This window comes from Methylobacterium sp. E-046 (genome assembly GCF_022829625.1).
GTDB lineage: Bacteria > Pseudomonadota > Alphaproteobacteria > Rhizobiales > Beijerinckiaceae > Methylobacterium > Methylobacterium longum.
In genome coordinates this window covers 79,969-95,079 of record NZ_JAKSYP010000252.1, presented here as the reverse complement: position 1 = coordinate 95,079, position 15,111 = coordinate 79,969, and the positions used below count along the sequence as shown (strand labels likewise).

Below are 15,111 nucleotides of genomic sequence, written 5' to 3'. Positions count from 1 at the left end.
TCAGTGCGCCCGCCCGCCCGCGAGCTCGCCGGCGAAGCGCCATTCGAGGACGGACTTGAGGACGAGGGTGATGAGGGCAAGGGCAGCGAGGAGCGAAGCGACGGCGAATGCGGCGACGAAGTTGTACTCATTGTAGAGGATCTCCACGTGGAGTGGGATGGTGTTGGTCAGGCCGCGGATGTGGCCCGACACCACCGACACCGCGCCGAACTCGCCCATCGCCCGGGCATTACAGAGGAGCACGCTGTAGAGCAGGCCCCAGCGGATGTTGGGCAGCGTCACCGTCCGGAACGCGTGCAGGCCCGAGGCGCCGAGCGTCAGCGCCGCCTCCTCCTCGGCGGTGCCCTGCTCCTGCATCAGCGGGATCAGTTCGCGGGCCACGAACGGGAAGGTCACGAACACCGTCGCCAGCACGATGCCCGGCAGGGCGAACAGGATCTGGACGCCGTGATCGATGAGCCAGCTGCCGAACAGGCCCTGGGACCCGAACAGCAGCACGTAGATCATCCCGGAAACCACGGGCGAGACCGAGAAGGGCAGGTCGATCAGGGTGATCAGCAGCGACTTGCCGGGGAACTCGAACTTGGCGATCGCCCAGGAGGCCGCGAGGCCGAACACCACGTTGAACGGCACCGCGATCGCCGCCACCGTCAGCGTCAGGCGGATCGCGCTCCAGGCGTCGGGCTCCCGGAAGGCGTCCAGGAACGCGGCGATCCCCTTCGAGAAAGCCTGGGTGAACACCGCGATCAGCGGCAGCACCAGGAACAGCGCCAGGAACGTCACCGCGATCCCGATCAGCACCGCGCGGGTGCCGGCGCCTTCTGAGGCGACCGGGGCTGGCTTGGCGGACGGCACGAAGGCGGGGGAGAAGATCTCAGACATAGCCGAACCGCCGCCGTGACCAGGCCTGGATGAGGTTGATGGCGAGCAGCGTCAGGAACGAGATCCCGAGCATGATCGTGGCGATGGCGGCCGCGCCGCCGTAGTCGAACTCGGAGAGCTTGATCACGATCAGAAGCGGCGCGATCTCCGACACGTAGGGCAGGTTGCCGGCGATGAAGATGATCGAGCCGTACTCGCCGACGCCCCGGGCGAAGGCGAGGGCGAAGCCCGTGAGCACGGCGGGGATCAGCGGCGGCAGCACCACCCTGGTGAGCGTGACGCGGCGCGTCGCCCCGAGGGTGGCGGAGGCCTCCTCGATCTCCCTGTCGATCTCGGCGATCAGCGGCTGCACGGTCCGCACCGCGAAGGGCAGACCGATGAACACCATGGCGATGAAGATGCCCACCGGCGTGTAGGCCGCCTGGATCCCGAGGCGCGCGAGCGGCGCACCCAGCAGCCCGTCCGGGGCGTAGAGCGAGGCCAGCGCGATGCCGGCGACCGCGGTGGGCAACGCGAAGGGCAGGTCGACGGCGGCGTCGACGAGCTTGCGGCCCGGGAAGCGGTAGCGCGTCAGCACCCAGGCCACGAGGAAGCCGAACACGGAGGCGACGAGGGCGGCGACCGCCGAGACGCCGAAGCTGATCCGCAGGGCGCTCGCCACCCGCGGATCGGTGGCGACCTCCCAGATCCCGGAGAGGCCGAGTCCCGAGGCCTTCACCACCAGCCCGGCCAGCGGCAGCAGGACGATCAGGCCGAGGCAGGTCAGCGTGTAGCCGAAGCTGATCCCGAAGCCCGGGATCACGCTCGGACGGCGGAAGGTTCGTCTGGGGCGCGGCGTCTCGACCATGATGTCCGCCTCAGCGGCCGGCCCGGCTCAGACGATCGAACAGCCCGCCGGCGTCGAAGTTCCGCTTCTGGATCTCGTCCCAGGAGCCCTGCAGGTCCTCGATCTTGAACAGCTTGATCTCGGGGAGCTGCGCGAGGTCGGCCTGGGCGGCCGCCTCCCGGCGGATCGGCCGGTAATGGTGCTTGGCGAAGATCGCCTGCGCGCGATCGGTGTAGAGGAAGTCGAGATAGGCCTGCGCGGCCTTCGTCGTCCCCTTGCGCTCGGCATTGACCGCCACGAGGGCCACCGGCGGCTCGGCGTAGATCGAGGTGGGCGGCGAGACGATGTCGAACTTGTCGGCGCCGAATTCCTGGAGCACGAGGTAGGCCTCGTTCTCCCAGGTGGGCAGCACGTCGCCGAGGCCGCGCTGCGCGAAGGTCACCGTCGAGCCGCGGGCGCCGGTGTCGAGCACCGGCACGTTCTTGTAGATCTGGCCCACGAAGGCGTCCGCCTTCTCGGCGTTCTTGTCCTGGTTGTAGGCGTAGCCCCAAGCGGCGAGGAAGTTCCAGCGCCCGCCGGCCGAGGTCTTCGGATTCGGGGTGATCACCTTGACGTCGGGCTTGACCAAGTCGGCCCAGTCCTTGACGCCCTTCGGGTTGCCTTTGCGGACGAGGAACACCACCGTCGACGTGTAGGGCGTCGCGGTGTTGGGCAGCTTGCTGCGCCAGTCCTCCGGGATCTTGCGGGTCAGCCTGGCGATGGCGTCGATGTCCGAGGGGATGCCGAGGGTGACCACGTCGGCATCGACGCCGTCGATCACCGTGCGCGCCTGCGCGCCCGAACCGCCATGCGACGCCCGCACCGTGATCGCCTCGCCGGTCTCGGTCTTCCACGCCTCCGCGAAGGCGGCGTTGATGTCGCGGTAGAGTTCCCGGGTCGGATCGTACGAGACGTTGAGGAGGGCGGTCTGCGCCGCCGCCGGCAGCGTGCCGGTCCACAGGCCGGTACCGGCCAGCAGGGACAGACCGATTGCCCGGGCCACTAGCGCCCGGCTCACAGCGTTCTTCATCACGTCCGATCCCCGTCCCTGGCGGCCGCCACGCAGGGGCAGACCGCCCCCATGACCGTGAAGATCGTTCTTTTTAACGAACAAAGTCAAGGCATGAACTCGCGGACGCCGGATCGTGCGCCGCGACCAAGATTGTCCGTCCCGATCAGAATGCAAGCCATTCCAGGGCGCTAGCTCGCGAGAAGACATGGATCTTCTCCCAGGCCGTTGCGCCATGGAAGAAATTCAGCCTCGCATCGGGTTTTATAGAACGAACGGTCTCATGTGCGCCGGCGCACGCGGTCTGACACGCCACGCGGCATCGCGAAGGCTTGGCGCCGGGGGTCGGCGGCAGCCGACCCGGGCGATGCGGGATGGCGCGGGCCGGGCGCCGCGACCACGCCACCGGAGGGCTGTGGGGCGGGGAGACGCGCTCGTCCGGCAGGACGGTGCCGTCCCGCCTGAACGTGCGGGTCCCGGCACCGGCGGCGATCTTGCGATCCGGGTACGTCTTCAGCACCCCGGAGGGACCGCCCCGAACCCGTTGGAGGCCGGCGCGCTGGATGTCGTGATCGATTGCGCGATGGACGTGGACGTCCGGCGGTCCCAGACCCGCCCCGGGCTCAGCGCTTCGCCTTGGCGAGCTGCGCGAGCAGCGCCTCGAGGCGCTGGGTCGGCGGTGCCTCCAGCGTATCCGCGAAGAGGACGCGCAGGTTCTGGCCGAGATGACGGCGGACCCCGGGCGTCAGGGGCGCGGCGTTCGTGTCCGCTCGGATATCGGCGGGTCGCTCCGGATTCGGCTTCGACATCGTCCGGGTTCTCCGCGCCTGCTGCCCGTCAGAATGCTCAAGCTTGGTTAAGGACCCGTGACCGGGGATGCCTCGCCGCCGCGGACCGGAACTGCCGCCGCGAGGGACACGTTGCCCGGCTGTTCCAACCCGCCGCCCGGAGTCTCGCCGTGTCCCGTCCCCTGTCCCTGTCCGTCCTGGCCCTGCTCGCGGCGACCGCGACCGGCTCGTCGGCGCTGGCGCAGACGAAGCCCGGCGAGATCAAGGGCATCGACGCCATGGGCGACAAGTCCCGCAGCGCCCAGGACGGCTGGAGCCAGGCGCCCGTGCCCCGGGAGCAATCGGCCGCCAAGGACGCGCCCGACCCGGGCGGCCACTCGATCAAGGAGAACGCCGACCGCCCGGTCCCGCCCGCCCAGCCCGGCGGCTCCACAGTTACGGAGCCGCAGGCTCCCCTGGAGCACCGCACGGCGAGCCCCTCGGGTATGAACCCCGCGGTTCCCAGCAAGTAGAAAAAGGCGTTCTCCCCCAGGATGATACCGGGGCGGTAAACGTGCCGAGCCGCGCCCGACACGGGGACTTGCTGTGTCACGCGACCACACTTGCCTGTGGCACGCTTTTTTGGGAGACCCTGGAACTATACCAAATCGCTTTATGGAGCGGAGATGACGGTCCAGGTCTCAAGGCGTGGCCTGCTCAAGGGGGCCGGCGCCGGCCTCGCGGGCGGCTCGCTCGGCGCGCTCGGGTTCGGCGGCCTCGAGCCCGCCATGGCCGCCGCAGTGCGGCCCTTCAAGCTCGCGCAGATGCGCGAGACCCGCAACACGTGCCCGTACTGCTCGGTGGCGTGCGGCGTGATCCTCTACAGCCTGGGCGACCGGTCGAAGAACGCGCGTTCCTCGGTGATGCACATCGAGGGCGATCCCGACCATCCGGTCAACCGCGGCACGCTCTGCCCGAAGGGCTCGGCGCTGCTCGACTTCGTGCATGCCGAGACCCGCACCAAGTACCCGCTCCACCGGGCCCCGGGCGCGACGGAATTCAAGCGCGTCTCGTGGGACTTCGCCCTCGACCGGATCTCGAAGCTCCTCAAGGAGGATCGCGACCGGAACTTCGTGGCCAAGAACGGCGACCTGACGGTCAACCGCTGGACCACGACGGGCTTCCTGGGTGCCTCGGCCACCACCAACGAGACGGCGTGGCTGACCTACAAGACAGTCCGAAGCATGGGGGCCCTGGTCTTCGACAATCAGGCCAGGGTTTGACACGGTCCGTCGGTCGCCAGTTTGGCGCCCTCCTTCGGACGCGGTGCGATGACCAACCTCTGGATGGACATCAAGCACGCGGACGTGATCACCGTGATGGGCGGCAATGCCGCCGAGGCGCACCCCTGCGGCTTCAAGTGGGTCGTCGAGGCGAAGGCCCATAACAACGCCAAGTTGATCGTCGTCGATCCGCGCTTCACCCGCACGGCGTCGGTGGCCGACCTCTACTGCCCGATCCGGCAGGGCTCGGACATCGCGTTCCTGTCGGGCGTGGCCAAGTACCTGCTCGACAACGACAAGCTGCAGCACCGCTACGTCTCCGCCTACACCAACGCCGGGTACGTGGTCCGCGAGGGCTACGACTTCAGCGAGGGGCTGTTCACGGGCTACGACGCGGACAAGCGCGACTACGACAAGACCACCTGGGACTACGAGATCGGCCCCGACGGCTACGCGGTGGTCGACGAGACGATGCAGCACCCCCGCTGCGTCATGCAGCTCCTCAAGAAGCATCTGGCGATCTACACGCCCGAGATGGTCGAGAGGATCTGCGGCTCGCCCAAGGAGACCTTTCTGAAGGTCTGCGAGCTGATGGCGACCACGGCGTCCCCCGAGAAGTCGATGGCCTCCCTCTATGCCCTCGGCTGGACGCACCATTCCAAGGGCTCGCAGAACATCCGCTCGATGTGCATCGTGCAGACGCTGCTGGGCAATATCGGCGTGCTCGGCGGCGGCATGCAGGCCCTGCGCGGCCACTCCAACATCCAGGGGCTGACCGATATCGGGCTGATGAGCAATCTCATCCCCGGCTATCTGAACATCCCGGTGGAGAAGGAGCCCGACTACGCGAGCTACATCGCCAAGCGGCAGTTCAAGCCGCTGCGTCCCGGGCAGACGAGCTACTGGCAGAACTACAACAAGTTCTTCGTCTCGTTCCAGAAGGCGATGTGGGGCGACAAGGCCACCAAGGAGACCGACTGGGCCTACGACTACCTGCCCAAGCTCGACGTGCCGACCTACGACGTGCTGCGCGGGTTCGAGCTCGCCAAGCAGGGCAAGATGACCGGCTACGTCATCCAGGGCTTCAACCCCCTGCTGTCGTTCCCGAACCGGGCCAAGATGACGGAAGCCTTCTCCAAGATGAAATTCATCGTGGTGATGGATCCGCTGAAGACCGAGACGGCCCGGTTCTGGGAAAACCACGGCGAGTACAACGACGTCGATCCGACCCAGATCCAGACCGAGGTGTTCGAGCTGCCGACCACCCTGTTCGTGGAGGAGGAAGGCTCGCTCTCGAACTCCAGCCGCTGGCTGCAGTGGCACTGGCAGGCGCAGGAAGCGCCGGGCGAGTGCCGCTCGGACATCGAGATCATGTCGGAAATCTTCCTCCGCGTGAAGGCGGCCTACAAGAAGGACGGCGGAGCCTTCCCGGACCCGATCGTCAATCTGAAGTGGGATTACGCGATGGCGGAGTCGCCGACGCCGACGGAGCTCGCCCGCGAGCTCAACGGCTACACGGTGGCGCCGACGCCGGACCTCAACGGGACCATCATCCCGGCGGGCAAGCAGGTCGACGGCTTCGCCCAGCTCAAGGACGACGGGACGACCGCCTGTGCGTGCTGGATCTACTCGGGCTGCTACACCGAGAAGGGCAACACCATGGCCCGCCGGGACAATACCGATCCCGGCGACCGCGGCATCGCGCCGAACTGGGCCTTCGCGTGGCCGGCCAACCGCCGCGTGCTCTACAACCGCGCCTCGTGCGACCCCGAGGGGCGTCCGTGGTCGGAGAAGAAGAAGCTCATCGAGTGGAACGGCAAGCAGTGGATCGGCTTCGACGTGCCGGATTACGGCGTGACGGTCGCCCCCGATAAGGGCGTCGGGCCGTTCATCCTGAACCAGGAGGGCGTCGCCCGCCTGTGGACCCGGGGCCTCATGCGCGACGGGCCGTTCCCGACGCACTACGAGCCGTTCGAGTCCCCGGTGGCCAACCTCGCCTTCCCGAAGATCAAGGGCGCGCCCGCGTCCCGCATCTTCAAGGACGATCTGGCCGATCTCGGCGACGCGAAGGACTTCCCCTACGCGGCGACGAGCTACCGCCTGACCGAGCACTTCCACGGCTGGACCAAGCACGCCCGGATCAACGCGATCCTCCAGCCGGAGGCCTTCGTGGAGATCTCGGAGGAGCTCGCCAAGGAGAAGGGCATCACCAAGGGCTCATGGGTCCGCGTCTGGTCGAAGCGCGGATCCCTGAAGGCCAAGGCGGTGGTGACGAAGCGCATCAAGCCGCTGATCTGCGACGGCAAGCCCGTCCACGTCGTCGGCATCCCGCAGCACTGGGGCTTCATGGGCCTGACCAAGAAAGGATGGCACCCGAACTCGCTCACGCCGGTCGTGGGCGACGCCAACACCGAGACGCCGGAGTTCAAGGCCTGGCTCGTGAACATCGAGCCGACCACGCCTCCGTCGGACGCGGTCGCGTAAGGGGGACGCTGAAACATGGCCGACTACAGCTCCCTCGACATCCGCCAGCGCTCCGCCTCCACGGAGACGCCGCCGGAGATCCGCCGCCAGGTGGAGGTCGCCAAGCTCATCGACGTGTCGAAGTGCATCGGCTGCAAGGCCTGCCAGTCGGCCTGCGAGGAGTGGAACGACCTGCGCGACGACATCGGCATCAATCGCGGTGTCTACGACAATCCCCACGACCTCACGCCGAAGTCGTGGACCCTGATGCGGTTCACCGAGTACGAGAACCCGGAGACCAACAACCTCGAATGGCTGATCCGCAAGGACGGCTGCATGCACTGCACCGAGCCGGGCTGCCTGAAGGCCTGCCCGTCGCCCGGCGCCATCGTGCAGTACTCCAACGGCATCGTCGACTTCATCGAGGAGAACTGCATCGGCTGCGGCTATTGCGTGAAGGGCTGCCCCTTCAACATCCCGCGCATCAGCCAGACCGACCACAAGGCGTACAAGTGCACCCTGTGCTCGGACCGGGTGGCGGTGGGGCAGGCTCCGGCCTGCGCCAAGGCCTGCCCGACCGGCTCGATCATGTTCGGCACCAAGCAGGCCATGCTCGACCAGGCCCACGACCGCGTGGACGAATTGAAGTCGCGCGGCTTCGACAAGGCCGGCCTCTACGATCCGGCGGGCGTCGGCGGCACGCACGTCATGTACGTGCTGCACCACGCGGACCAGCCGAGCCTCTATGCGGGCCTGCCGAACGACCCGAAGATCTCGCCGCTGGTGGCCTTCTGGAAGGGCGGCGCCAAGGTGTTCGGTCTCGCCGCGATGGGCTTCGCCGCGGTGGCGGGCTTCTTTCACTATGTGACGGCCGGCCCCAACGAGGTCGTGCCCGAGGAAGAGGAAGAGGCGGTCGAGTACGACGAGGCCAAGCGCCGCGAGTCCGGCGGCGAGGCGCGGCCGCACTGAGGGGGATCCCGGGCCGGCAGGCCGGCCCGGGCGACGCCGCGTACGCCCTCCTCCCTCAGGGGAGGGTGGCTCCCGGACGGGGCGTGAGGCGGGAGCGACGGGACAGGCGACGCTGTGCCCGCCACGCCCGCTCCGCCGCTTTCTGAGGCCGGGACAGACCTCCGGATCCCTGCTGGCGCAGGGGCCTCACTCTCCCATAGGGCGAGGGAGAGCCGCGCGGATCCGGAACCGACAGGGTGGAACCATCGAGGCCACGCCGCCCTACCGTAAGTTTCAAGGCCGATCCGCGCCGCGGCGTCGGCCCCGTCAGGCGAGTGAAGGCCGATGACGAGCCAGAACGATATCCGGGACGGCGATACCCGCCCCCTCCACCACGCCAAATCCGAGGCGCCGGAGGTGCTGTACGTCCCGCGCTACACGGGCGTGCAGCGCGTGAACCACTGGATCACCGCGATCCTGTTCACCCTGCTGACCCTCTCGGGTCTCGCGATGTTCACGCCCTACCTGTTCTCGCTCACCGGCCTGTTCGGCGGCGGGCAGGCGACCCGGGCGGTCCACCCGTGGTTCGGCGTGGCGCTCGCCGTCAGCTTCTTCTTCCTGTTCGTGCGCTTCTGGAAGCTCAACATCCCCAACAAGGACGATCTCGAGTGGTCGATGAAGATCGGCGACGTGGTCACCAACCGCGAGGACCGGCTGCCGGAACTCGGCAAGTACAATGCCGGCCAGAAGGGCGTGTTCTGGGGCCAGACCGCGCTGATCGGCGTGATGTTCGTCACCGGCCTCGTGATCTGGAACACCTATTTCGGCGGGCTGACCTCCATCGAGACCCAGCGCTGGGCGCTGCTCGCCCACTCGCTGGCCGCCGTGATCGCCATCGCCATCATCGTGGTGCACATCTACGCGGGCATCTGGGTGCGCGGCACCGGCCGGGCGATGGTGCGCGGCACGGTCACGGGCGGCTGGGCCTACCGGCATCACCGCAAGTGGTTCCGGCAGATCGCCGGCGGCAAGGCCCGCCATGGCTCTGTGGACAAGCGCGGATCCTGAGGACGTGGCTGGTTTCTTCAAGCGCAGGCCCGCGCAGGGCACGCCGGCCCCTCAGGCCGAGCCCAAGCCCCGCCGTCGGGATTTTAACGAGCTGAAGCCGGATCCCGACAAGATCGGCATCTCGGGCTCGGTGCCGTTCGTGCGCCTGCCCGACCCGACAACGCTGTTCGCCGACCGGGCCGCGCGCCTGTCGGAGGCCGCGCCCGGGCATCCGCTGGAGGCCTACCTGCGCTTCGTCGCCGAAGTCGCCCGCGCCCAGGCCCAGGTGCAGGCGGCGACCCGGGCGACGGGTCAGCCCGCCGCGCTCCCGGACGCCGCCGATCTGGCGCTTCGCAGCGAGCACGGCATGCCGCCCCTGTCGCGGCACAGCCTGGAGGCGGACCGGGGCTTCGACGCCTGCCTGCTGGCGCTCCTCGATGCCCTCGACCTCGCCACGGCGCCCGAGGCCTCGGCCGCGGCGCGCGCGAGCCTGCGGGCGGCGTCCCAGGAGGATCGCCGCGACCTCGCCCTCCAAGTCTTCGAGGGCGCGCTGCCGGTCGACCGGATCGCCGAATGCGTGTTCGTGTCGGCGGCCCTGCAGATCCGCCTCGCCGAGCAGGCCGCGCGCCTGGACACGAAGGTCCTGAAGCCGGTGGCGGACGGCGTCTGCCCGTGCTGCGGCGGCGCGCCGGTGGCGAGCGTCGTGGTGGCGTGGACCCCGGCCGACAAGGCCCGGTATCTCAGCTGCTCGCTCTGCGGCACGTACTGGAACCACGTCCGCATCCGCTGCACCGCCTGCGGCTCCGGCGAAGGCATCAGCTACTACGGCCTCGACGAGATCTCGAAGGACGTCCAAGTGGAGACCTGCACGACCTGCCACAGCTACATCAAGCACCTGCACCAGCACCGGGCTCCGGGCCTCGACCCCGTGGCGGACGACATCGCCACCTACGGGCTCGATCTGAAGATCGCCGAGGAAGGCTTCCGGCGGGCCGGGCTGAACCTGCTGTTCGTGATCTAGCGCCACCGCGGTCCGCCCGGCCGCGGCGCCGGGCGGCCACGCATTCGGCCCGCGTCCCGATCCCGGCGGGGCGGGCGGCATGCCCCCGCGGGATCGGCCGGCCTGCGCCCCTCAGAAGCTCGGCGGCGTGCAGGCGCTCACCACCTCGCAGGGGTTGGGGCCGACGCAGCGGAAGCGGTGCGGGCGACGGCTGTCGAAGCTGTAGGCGTCGCCGGGGCCCAGGATCCGGCGCTCCGCATCCACGGTGACCTCCAGGCGGCCGGAGAGCACGATGCCGCCCTCCTCGCCCTCGTGCGAGAGCGGCACCCGGCCGGTATCGGCGCCGGGCTCGTAGCGCTCCTTGAGGATCTGGAGCTTGCGCCCGAACAGGCTGTCGCCGACCTGACGGTACGAGATCGCCCCCTTGGCGGCCCGCCGGCCGATCTCGGTCAGGTCCTCGGCGGCGAAGAACGCCTTGCGCTCCGGCTCGGGCTCCAGGGCGAAGAACTCGGCCATGCCGATCGGCACCCCGTCGAGGATCCGCTTGAGCGCCCCCACCGACGGGTTCACCCGGTTGCCCTCGATCAGCGAGATCGCCGAGTTGGTCACGCCGGCGCGCTTGGCGAGCGTCCGCTGGGACAGGCCGTGGCGGGCGCGCACGAAGCGCAGGCGCGCCCCGACATCGATGCTCATCCGGACCGGACCCGTTTCAGCTGTTGCGGATCCCGCAACGGTGCCACCCGCGGCCCCATTCCTGCAAGGGGTTGGCGGCGATCAGAAAAGGACTTGTTGCCCGATCCGCGAAGGTGTCCCCTGATCGTGTCGCCCGATCCGCGCCGCCCGCCCCGGAGAGCCGCCCCATGACCGACCATCCGCTCCGCAACACGCCCGCGATGGACGCCTTCTGGATGCCGTTCACGGCCAACCGCCAGTTCAAGGCGGCGCCGCGCATGCTCGTGTCGGCGGAGGGCATGCACTACACCGCCGATGACGGCCGCACGGTCCTCGACGGCACGGCGGGCCTCTGGTGCGTCAATGCCGGGCACGGGCGCCGGGGGATCGGGGCGGCGGTGGAGCGCCAGCTCGCGACCCTCGACTTCGCCCCCACCTTCCAGATGGGCCACCCCATCGCCTTCGAATTCGCCGAGCGCCTCGCCGAGATCGCGCCGGGCGGCCCGGACCAGCGCCTCGACCGGGTGTTCTTCACGAATTCCGGCTCGGAATCGGTCGACACCGCCCTCAAGATCGCGCTCGCCTACCAGCGGGCGATCGGGCAGGGGACCCGCACCCGGCTGATCGGCCGGGAGCGCGGCTATCACGGCGTCGGCTTCGGCGGGCTCTCGGTCGGCGGCATCGTGTCGAACCGGCGGGTCTTCCCGCAGCTCAACGGCACCGACCACCTGCGCCACACCCACGATCCGGCCCGCAACGCCTTCGTGAAGGGCCAGCCCGAGCACGGGATGGAGCTCGCCGAGGACCTGGAGCGGCTGGTGGCGCTCCACGGGGCCGAGACCATCGCGGCCTGCATCGTCGAGCCGGTGGCGGGCTCGACCGGCGTGCTGATCCCGCCGAAGGGCTACCTCGAGCGCCTGCGCGAGATCTGCACGCGGCACGGCATCCTGCTGATCTTCGACGAGGTCATTTCCGGTTTCGGCCGCCTGGGTGCGCCGTTCGCGACCGACTTTTTCGGCGTCGTCCCCGACCTCGTGACCAGCGCCAAGGGCCTGACCAACGGCACGGTGCCGATGGGCGCGGTCTTCGCGAGCCGCGCGGTCCACGACGGGCTGATGCACGGCCCGGACGGGATCGAGCTGTTCCACGGCTACACCTATTCCGGGCACCCGGTCGCCTGCGCGGCCGGCCTCGCGACGCTGGACATCTACCGGGACGAGGGGCTGCTGACCCGCGTCACCGACATCGCCGACGACTGGGCGGCAGCGATGCACGACCTGCGCGGGCGCAAGAACGTCATCGACATCCGCACCATCGGGCTGATCGCCGGCATCGAGCTGGCGCCGCGGCCGGACGCGCCGGGCAAGCGCGCCTACGACGTGTTCGTGGACTGCTTCGAGCGCGGCCTGCTCACGCGGGTGACCGGCGACATCGTCGCCCTGTCACCGCCGCTGATCATCGAGCGCGGCCAGATCGGCGAGATCGTGGACGTCCTCGGCGCGGCGATCGACCGGGTCGCCTGAGCCCCACGCAGGCAAGCCCGGCGCCGCGCGCCCTTGCGGCGGGCGCCCGCCCGCCGCATCTCCCCGGACCCGGCCTCGGGCCGGATCTCGGGGGCGAGGGTTTGCAGCGAGGCTTTCCATGTCGAACACCGCCCTGATCGTCGGCGCCAGCGGGATCGTCGGCAGCGCCACCGCGGCGCTGCTCACCCAGGAGGGCTGGCGGGTCGCGGGCCTCGCGCGGCATCCGGTGGCCCAGGCGGGCGTCGAGCCGGTGGTCGGCGACCTGCAGGATCCGGCCTCCCTGGAGCGGGCGCTGGCCGACCTGGCCCCGTCGCACGTGTTCCTCGCGACCTGGCAGCGGCGCCCCACGGAAGCCGAGATGATCCGCGTCAACCGGGCCATGATCGAGAACGTCCTCGATGCCCTGCGCCCGAAGGGCAGCGTCCGCCACGTCGCCCTGGTGACCGGGCTGAAGCACTATCTCGGGCCGTTCGAGGCCTACGGCAAAGGCACCCTGCCGCAGACGCCGTTCCGCGAGGACCAAGGTCGGCTCGACATCGAGAATTTCTACTACGCCCAGGAGGACGCGGTCTTCGCGGCCGCCGGGCGCGACGGCTTCAGTTGGAGCGTCCATCGCCCCCACACGATCATCGGCAAGGCGGTCGGCAACGCCATGAACATGGGCACGACGCTCGCCTGCTACGCCACCCTGTGCCGGGAGACGGGGCGTCCGTTCGTCTTCCCGGGCTCGGCCGCGCAGTGGAACGGGCTCACCGACATGACCGACGCGCGGCTGCTCGCCCGCCAGCTGCTCTGGGCGTCGACGGAGCCGAAGGCCGCCGACGAGGCGTTCAACGTCGTGAACGGCGACGTCTTCCGCTGGAGCTGGATGTGGGGCCGGATCGCCGACTGGTTCGGGATCGAGGCGGTGCCGTTCGACGGCACGCACCGGCCGCTCGAGCCGCGGATGGCCCAGGACGGGCCGGCTTGGACCGAGATCGCGCAACGGTACGGCCTCGCCGAGCCGAACCTCGAGAAGCTGGCCTCCGCCTGGCACACGGATGCCGATCTCGGCCGGCCGATCGAGGTCGTCACCGACATGAGCAAGAGCCGGCGCCTCGGCTTCACCGCCTACCAGCCCACCGACGACGCCTTCTACGACCTGTTCGGCCAGCTCCGCGCGGACCGGCTCATCCCCTGATCCGAGGCTGTCCGGCAATCGTGCGTCGGTCTCCGCCGGCGGCGACGGGCTTCCGCGCCCGCAGGGGAGAGGGGACCCGCGCCGGCCCCGGCCCCTCGCCTGCCACCGTCACTTGGCCTTGCGCTCGGTCCCGCACCACTCGGCCACGAACAGCGCCATCGTGGTGGTGCAGCGCTTGACCGAGGCGAGGCTCACGCGCTCGTCGAAGCCGTGGATGTTCTGGGAGGTCGGGCCGTAGCAGAGGGCCGGCACCCGGTCGTAGAGGGCGTGCACCCGGGTATCGAGGTAGCCCGCCGTCATGAAGCTCTGCAGCGGTGACCCGATCGCCCGCTCGTGGGCGCGGCCGAGCACCGCCTCGGCCTCGGAGCCTTCCTCCAGTACGTAGCCCTCGGCGAAGAAGCCATTGAACACCACGCGCGGCGGGCTGTTGGCCAGGAACGGATCGCGCCGGGCGAAACCGGAGACGGCGGCCTCGATCTCGGCGGCGGCCTGCGCGGCACTCACGCCCGGGTAGAGCGCGACCCGGCAGTGGATCCGGCACCAGGCCGGCACCGAGGAGGCCCAGTCGCCGCCCTCGATCCGGCCGATGTTCAGGTTGATCGGGTGGTCCTCCCGCTCAAAATGCGGATGCGCGGCCTTCTCGGCGTTCCAGCGGGCCTCGACGTCGCGCAGGGCGCCGATCACCCGGTAGGTCGCGTCGATGGCGTTGGCGCCCGCGCCCATCTCGCGGACGTGGACCGGCACGCCCCGCACCTCCACGGTGAACCACAGCACGCCGGTATTGGCGCGCACGAGCTTCTCGTCCTCGGGCTCCGGGATCAGCACGGCATCGGCCCGGTATCCGCGCAGATGGGTCATCAGGGCGCCGTTGCCGGTGGATTCCTCCTCGACCACGGACTGGACCGTCACGGAGGCCGCCGGCTGGAGGCCGAGGCGGGCCAGGGCGTCGAGGGCGAACAGGTTGGCGGCGTGCCCGGCCTTCATGTCGCCGCCGCCCCGGCCGTACAGCCAGTCGCCCGCGATCACCGGATCGAAGGGCGGATGGGTCCAGAGGTCGAGGGGCCCCGGCGGCACCACGTCGACATGGGCCTGCAGGATCAGGGAGCGCCCGGTCTCGGTGCTCGGCCGGTGGTGGCAGACGACGATCGGCGCATCCGAATGGCGGGCCTCGTCGATCTTCGAGCCCCCCGGATGGGCCGCGATGGCGGCGCGGTCCATGGCGAAGCGCTCGGTGGCGTAGCCGCGGGCGCGGAACTGCTCGAACACGTAATCCTGGCAGGCGTGCTCTTCGCCGCGCAGGGAGGCGAACCGGACCAGCGCCTGCGTGTGGGCGACCTGATCGGCGAACCCCTCCGCCACGGCGGCTTCGATCTCGGCGGCGAGGGCAGGGTCGAGGGCCATGGAAACTCCAAACCGGTTGTGGCCGGAGGAAGCGCCCGGCCTCGGGCGACTGTCAACCGGCGGTTGTCGAC

At 69.7% G+C, this 15,111-nt stretch carries 13 protein-coding genes; 7 read left to right on the top strand and 6 right to left on the bottom strand.

Going from position 1 to position 15,111, the window contains the following annotated elements; genetic code table 11:
• The 4 genes from cysW to MKK82_RS27655 form a co-directional block, all read right to left on the bottom strand.
• A complete protein-coding gene (gene cysW, locus MKK82_RS27670) occupies positions 1–882 on the bottom strand; it encodes a sulfate ABC transporter permease subunit CysW (protein WP_238286189.1) in 882 nt (293 codons plus the stop codon).
• Positions 875–1,729 carry a sulfate ABC transporter permease subunit CysT gene (gene cysT / locus MKK82_RS27665; protein ID WP_238286190.1) on the bottom strand — a complete coding sequence of 285 codons (855 nt, stop codon included), beginning with the start codon at positions 1,727–1,729 and terminating at the stop codon, positions 875–877. The genes cysW and cysT overlap by 8 nt, the downstream gene beginning before the upstream one ends.
• 10 nt (positions 1,730–1,739) lie before the next feature.
• Complete coding sequence (locus tag MKK82_RS27660) at positions 1,740–2,777, bottom strand: sulfate ABC transporter substrate-binding protein (protein ID WP_238286191.1); 1,038 nt, start codon at positions 2,775–2,777, stop codon at positions 1,740–1,742.
• 602 nt (positions 2,778–3,379) lie between these two features.
• Entirely contained in the window at positions 3,380–3,565 is a 186-nt protein-coding gene (locus tag MKK82_RS27655; protein WP_238286192.1) for a hypothetical protein, read from the bottom strand.
• Between the two features lie 149 nt (positions 3,566–3,714).
• On the opposite strand from MKK82_RS27655, the gene MKK82_RS27650 reads away from it, so the two are divergent.
• The 5 genes from MKK82_RS27650 (at position 3,715) to fdhE (ending at position 10,285) form a co-directional block, all read left to right on the top strand.
• Positions 3,715–4,056: a hypothetical protein gene (locus MKK82_RS27650; RefSeq protein ID WP_243987490.1), complete on the top strand. Its 342-nt coding sequence runs from the start codon at positions 3,715–3,717 to the stop codon at positions 4,054–4,056.
• A 153-nt stretch (positions 4,057–4,209) separates the two neighbouring features.
• Positions 4,210–7,290, top strand: a complete 3,081-nt coding sequence (fdnG, locus tag MKK82_RS27645; protein ID WP_238286194.1) for a formate dehydrogenase-N subunit alpha — start codon at positions 4,210–4,212, stop codon at positions 7,288–7,290.
• A 15-nt stretch (positions 7,291–7,305) separates the two neighbouring features.
• A complete protein-coding gene (gene fdxH, locus MKK82_RS27640; protein ID WP_238286196.1) occupies positions 7,306–8,238 on the top strand; it encodes a formate dehydrogenase subunit beta in 933 nt (310 codons plus the stop codon).
• A gap of 324 nt (positions 8,239–8,562) precedes the next feature.
• Positions 8,563–9,285, top strand: a complete 723-nt coding sequence (locus MKK82_RS27635) for a formate dehydrogenase subunit gamma (protein ID WP_238286197.1) — start codon at positions 8,563–8,565, stop codon at positions 9,283–9,285.
• A gap of 4 nt (positions 9,286–9,289) precedes the next feature.
• A complete protein-coding gene (gene fdhE / locus MKK82_RS27630; RefSeq protein WP_238286198.1) occupies positions 9,290–10,285 on the top strand; it encodes a formate dehydrogenase accessory protein FdhE in 996 nt (331 codons plus the stop codon).
• A gap of 111 nt (positions 10,286–10,396) precedes the next feature.
• Here fdhE and MKK82_RS27625 read toward each other — a convergent pair whose 3' ends face one another.
• Entirely contained in the window at positions 10,397–10,957 is a 561-nt protein-coding gene (locus MKK82_RS27625) for a cupin domain-containing protein (RefSeq protein WP_238286199.1), read from the bottom strand.
• Positions 10,958–11,124: 167 nt separating this feature from the next.
• Between MKK82_RS27625 and MKK82_RS27620 the strand changes: the two genes are divergently transcribed.
• Both MKK82_RS27620 and MKK82_RS27615 read left to right on the top strand, forming a co-directional pair.
• Entirely contained in the window at positions 11,125–12,459 is a 1,335-nt protein-coding gene (locus MKK82_RS27620; protein WP_238286200.1) for an aspartate aminotransferase family protein, read from the top strand.
• 118 nt (positions 12,460–12,577) lie between these two features.
• Positions 12,578–13,639 carry an SDR family oxidoreductase gene (locus MKK82_RS27615; RefSeq protein ID WP_238286201.1) on the top strand — a complete coding sequence of 354 codons (1,062 nt, stop codon included), beginning with the start codon at positions 12,578–12,580 and terminating at the stop codon, positions 13,637–13,639.
• 108 nt (positions 13,640–13,747) lie between these two features.
• Here MKK82_RS27615 and MKK82_RS27610 read toward each other — a convergent pair whose 3' ends face one another.
• A complete protein-coding gene (locus MKK82_RS27610; RefSeq protein WP_238286202.1) occupies positions 13,748–15,040 on the bottom strand; it encodes an ArgE/DapE family deacylase in 1,293 nt (430 codons plus the stop codon).
• Positions 15,041–15,111: the final 71 nt, after the last annotated feature.

Coding starts and splice junctions, on each gene's coding strand:
- MKK82_RS27660 (WP_238286191.1), bottom strand. CDS start 2,777: ATGAAGAACGCTGTGAGCCGGGCGCTAGTGGCCCGGGCAATCGGTCTG.
- cysW (WP_238286189.1), bottom strand. CDS start 882: ATGTCTGAGATCTTCTCCCCCGCCTTCGTGCCGTCCGCCAAGCCAGCC.
- fdxH (WP_238286196.1), top strand. CDS start 7,306: ATGGCCGACTACAGCTCCCTCGACATCCGCCAGCGCTCCGCCTCCACG.
- cysT (WP_238286190.1), bottom strand. CDS start 1,729: ATGGTCGAGACGCCGCGCCCCAGACGAACCTTCCGCCGTCCGAGCGTG.
- MKK82_RS27625 (WP_238286199.1), bottom strand. CDS start 10,957: ATGAGCATCGATGTCGGGGCGCGCCTGCGCTTCGTGCGCGCCCGCCAC.
- MKK82_RS27615 (WP_238286201.1), top strand. CDS start 12,578: ATGTCGAACACCGCCCTGATCGTCGGCGCCAGCGGGATCGTCGGCAGC.
- MKK82_RS27610 (WP_238286202.1), bottom strand. CDS start 15,040: ATGGCCCTCGACCCTGCCCTCGCCGCCGAGATCGAAGCCGCCGTGGCG.
- MKK82_RS27635 (WP_238286197.1), top strand. CDS start 8,563: ATGACGAGCCAGAACGATATCCGGGACGGCGATACCCGCCCCCTCCAC.
- MKK82_RS27620 (WP_238286200.1), top strand. CDS start 11,125: ATGACCGACCATCCGCTCCGCAACACGCCCGCGATGGACGCCTTCTGG.
- MKK82_RS27655 (WP_238286192.1), bottom strand. CDS start 3,565: ATGTCGAAGCCGAATCCGGAGCGACCCGCCGATATCCGAGCGGACACG.